Genomic DNA, 3,212 nt, shown 5'->3' with positions numbered 1-3,212 from the left:
GCGGCGGCGTGCAGCGCGCGCCGCTCCCGCGCGGTCAGCTCGGCGGCCTCGGCGGGGGAGAGGCCGGTCTCGTCGCCGAGCGGCAGGTGCACGAGCACGACCAGCCGGAGCCGGTCGCGGTGCGGTTCGAGCAGCTCCGGCACGGCGCAGCCGACCAGGCCGTCGAGCAGCACCGGCGCGCCGTCCGGGATCCGGCCGAGGGCCCGGCCCAGGGCCGCGGTGGCCGCGGCCCGCGGGTGCGGCCAGGGCGCCGGCACCGCGATCTCGTGCACGTCGCGGCCGGCGGCCAGGCCGGTCAGCACCCGGCGGTCGTAGGTGTTGCCGCCGCTCGGTGCCGCCGGGTCGTCGATGGCACCCGGCAGCACCACATGGAGCGCTTCGGTCACAGGTTCCGCTCGTAGCTCGCCCAGGCGATGTGCGACTCGTGCAGCGTGACCGCGATGCCGGTCAGGCCGCGCGCGCCCACGCCCAGGTCGCCCGACTCCGCCTTGCCGGCGAGCCGGTCGGCGATCACCTTGGCGAGGAACTCCGTCGAGGTGTTCTGCCCGGCGAAGCCGGGCTCGTCGTCCAGGTTGCGGTAACTGAGCGTGCCGCAGATGGTGTGCAGCTCCTCGCTCGCCCGGCCGATGTCGACGACGATGTTGTCCGCGTCCAGTTCGGGCCGCTTGAACGTGGCGTCGACCACGAACGTGGCGCCGTGCAGCTTCTGGGCGGGTCCGAAGACCTCACCCGAGAAGCTGTGCGCGATCATGATGTGGTCACGGACGGTGACGCTGAACATTCACTCTCCTGCCGGGTAGTTGATCAGATGACACAGTGCGGGCAGCGAGCCGTCGGTGAGCCGGGGCATGACCTCCGGCAGCTGCGCGAAGTCCGACTCCCCGGTGATCAGGGCGTCGAAGATGGGGTCGGCGAGCAGATCCAGGGCGATCGCGAGCCGGTCGGCGTAGCTGCGGCGCCCGCGCCGCGCCGGGGCGATCCCGCCCACCTGGCTGCTCTTGACCACCAGGCGGCGGGAGTGGAAGAACTCGCCGAGCGGCACGCTGACCTCGCGGTCGCCGTACCAGCTGAGCTCGATGACGGTGGCCTCCGGCGCCAGCAGCTCGAGGGACCGGGTCAGCCCGGCCGAGGTGGCGCTGGCGTGCACGACCAGGTCGCAGTCGCCGGCCGCGTCCGGCGGCAGCGCGAAGCCGACCCCGAGCGCCGCCGCGACGGTGGCCCGGGCCGGGTCGGCGTCCACGAGCTGCACCTTAGCGCCCGGGAAGCGGGCCAGCACGGCGGCGACGCTCGCGCCGACCATGCCCGCGCCGACCACGGCGATCCGGTCGCCGACCAGCGGCGCGGCGTCCCACAGCGCGTTGACGGCGGTCTCCACGGTGCCGGCCAGCACCGCCCGGCCGGCGGGAACGCGGTCGGGGATCACGGTGACCGCGCCGACCGGCACGACGAAGCGGGTCTGGTGCGGGTACAGGGAGAAGACCGTGCGCCCGAGCAGCTCGGGCGGGCCCTGCTCGACCGTGCCGACGTTGAGGTAGCCGTACTTCACCGGCGTCGGGAAGTCGCCCTCCTGGAAGGGCGCCCGCATCGCCTCGTGCTGGCTCTGCGGCACCCCGCCGCGGAACACGAGGGTCTCCGTGCCGCGGCTCACACCCGAGTGCAGGGTCCGGACCAGAACCTCGCCGGGACCGGGCTCACCGACCGTGATCGGGCGGATCTCGCCGAGGCCGGGCGCGGCGAGCCAGAACGCACGGGCGTCACCCGTCATCGGTATTTCCCCTCCGAGGTGAACCGAACGCGCGGATCAAGCGTGTTCAGTGACGACAAGCGGCAACCATACGCGGCAACTCGATCTTGCCCACCCGGAGGCACGGTGACTATCAGTATCGCCACGATGACGGCTCGCGAGAGCCGTGGACCGATCGTCGGCCTGGCCGCGCAGCTGACCCTGCTGACGGCGCTCGCCGCCACGACCGGGCTCAGCGCCGCCGGCTGGCTGGCCGGCACGGCGTACGCCGTGGTCCTGACCGTGGCGCTCGGCGCCGGACTGCGCCGCACCGGGATGCGTGCCCTCGGGCCCGCTAACGCCGTGACCCTGGGCCGCGCGACCCTGGTCGCCGGCGTGACCGCCCAGGCCGTGACCTCCTTCGCGACGCCGGTGCCGCTGCCCCTGCTGGTGACGCTGATCGGCGTGGCGCTGGCCCTGGACGGGGTGGACGGCCAGGTGGCCCGCCGGACCAACTCGACGTCCGCGCTGGGCGCCCGCTTCGACATGGAGGTCGACGCCTTCCTCATCCTGGTGATGAGCGTCTTCGTGGCCGGCACGTTCGGCTGGTGGACAATCGCGATCGGCGCCTTCCGCTACGTCTTCGTCGCGGCCTCGTGGGCCCTGCCGTGGATGAACGCCGCGCTGCCGCCGAAGTTCTCCCGCAAGGTCGTCGCCGCGGTCCAGGGCGTGGTGCTGGTGGTCGCGACCGCGAGCCTGCTGCCGGACGCGCTGGCCTTCGCCGCCGTGGGCGGCGCCCTGATCTCGCTGGTCTGGTCCTTCGGCCGGGACGTGATCTGGCTCTGGGAGACCGAGCAGCAGCGCCGCTTCGCGCAGGCCCGCGCCGACGTGGTCGCCCGCCGCGAGGTCACCCGCCCCCGCCGGCACCCCCAGCCGGCCCCGGTCGGCGCCTGAGACGGGCCGCCTTCGGTGATCCACCAGCCCGTCGACGGCCCGGCCGGCTGGTCTGGCGTGATACCGGGAGCTACGACCCCGCGCGTGCCGGCCTCTAGGCGATCCGGGCGATCGCGCCCGGCGGGGCGGGCGGGACCGCGTCCGGGTGCAGGATCGACGCGATCGCCTCGACCCCGTCGATCAGGCGGGGGCCGGGGCGGACCACCAGGGCATCCCCGTCGATCGCCCAGACCTGGGCGCCCGGGAAGTGCCGGACGACCGAGGCGGCCTGCCCGGCGGCGCCGTCCAGGTGGAATCCGCAGGGCGTGACCAGGACGATCTCGGGCTCGGCCGCGGCCAGCTCGGCCCAGGTCGTCTCCACCGACCGGGCACCCGGGCGGGCCGCGACCGGGGTGCCGCCGGCGGCCGTCACCAGGTCAGGCACCCAGTGCCCCGCCGTGAACGGCGGCTCGACCCACTCGACGATCGCCACCCGGGGCCGGGGCCGCGCCCCGACCGCGGCGGCCACCGCGGCCAGCCTGGCCCGCAGCGCCGC

The 3,212-nt window shown here is 74.8% G+C and carries 3 protein-coding genes and 2 pseudogenes; 1 reads left to right on the top strand and 4 read right to left on the bottom strand.

From position 1 onward, the window contains the following. The 3 genes and pseudogenes from AB0F10_RS44940 to AB0F10_RS44930 all read right to left on the bottom strand — a co-directional run. Positions 1-386: pseudogene (locus AB0F10_RS44940) on the bottom strand (glycosyltransferase family 1 protein); the annotation flags it as partial. Next, complete coding sequence (locus AB0F10_RS44935) at positions 383-781, bottom strand: 6-carboxytetrahydropterin synthase (protein ID WP_360640642.1); 399 nt, start codon at positions 779-781, stop codon at positions 383-385. The gene AB0F10_RS44935 and the pseudogene AB0F10_RS44940, both read right to left, overlap by 4 nt. Further along, positions 782-1,765, bottom strand: a complete 984-nt coding sequence (locus AB0F10_RS44930; protein WP_360640640.1) for a zinc-binding alcohol dehydrogenase — start codon at positions 1,763-1,765, stop codon at positions 782-784. It abuts the gene before it with no gap. 105 nt (positions 1,766-1,870) lie between these two features. Here AB0F10_RS44930 and AB0F10_RS44925 point away from each other — a divergent pair, with 105 nt between their 5' ends. Next, positions 1,871-2,677 carry a CDP-alcohol phosphatidyltransferase family protein gene (locus AB0F10_RS44925; RefSeq protein WP_360640638.1) on the top strand — a complete coding sequence of 269 codons (807 nt, stop codon included), beginning with the start codon at positions 1,871-1,873 and terminating at the stop codon, positions 2,675-2,677. Positions 2,678-2,771: 94 nt separating this feature from the next. Here AB0F10_RS44925 and AB0F10_RS44920 read toward each other — a convergent pair. Then, positions 2,772-3,212: pseudogene (locus AB0F10_RS44920) on the bottom strand (cobalamin-binding protein); the annotation flags it as partial.

The sequence above is a fragment of the Actinoplanes sp. NPDC026623 genome, from assembly GCF_040638275.1.
Classification (GTDB): Bacteria; Actinomycetota; Actinomycetes; order Mycobacteriales; family Micromonosporaceae; genus Actinoplanes.
This window is presented reverse-complemented; position numbering and strand designations above follow the sequence as displayed.

Excerpts from the sequence above, each read along its gene's own strand:
- AB0F10_RS44935 (WP_360640642.1), bottom strand. The coding sequence starts at position 781 with ATGTTCAGCGTCACCGTCCGTGACCACATCATGATCGCGCACAGCTTC.
- AB0F10_RS44930 (WP_360640640.1), bottom strand. The coding sequence starts at position 1,765 with ATGACGGGTGACGCCCGTGCGTTCTGGCTCGCCGCGCCCGGCCTCGGC.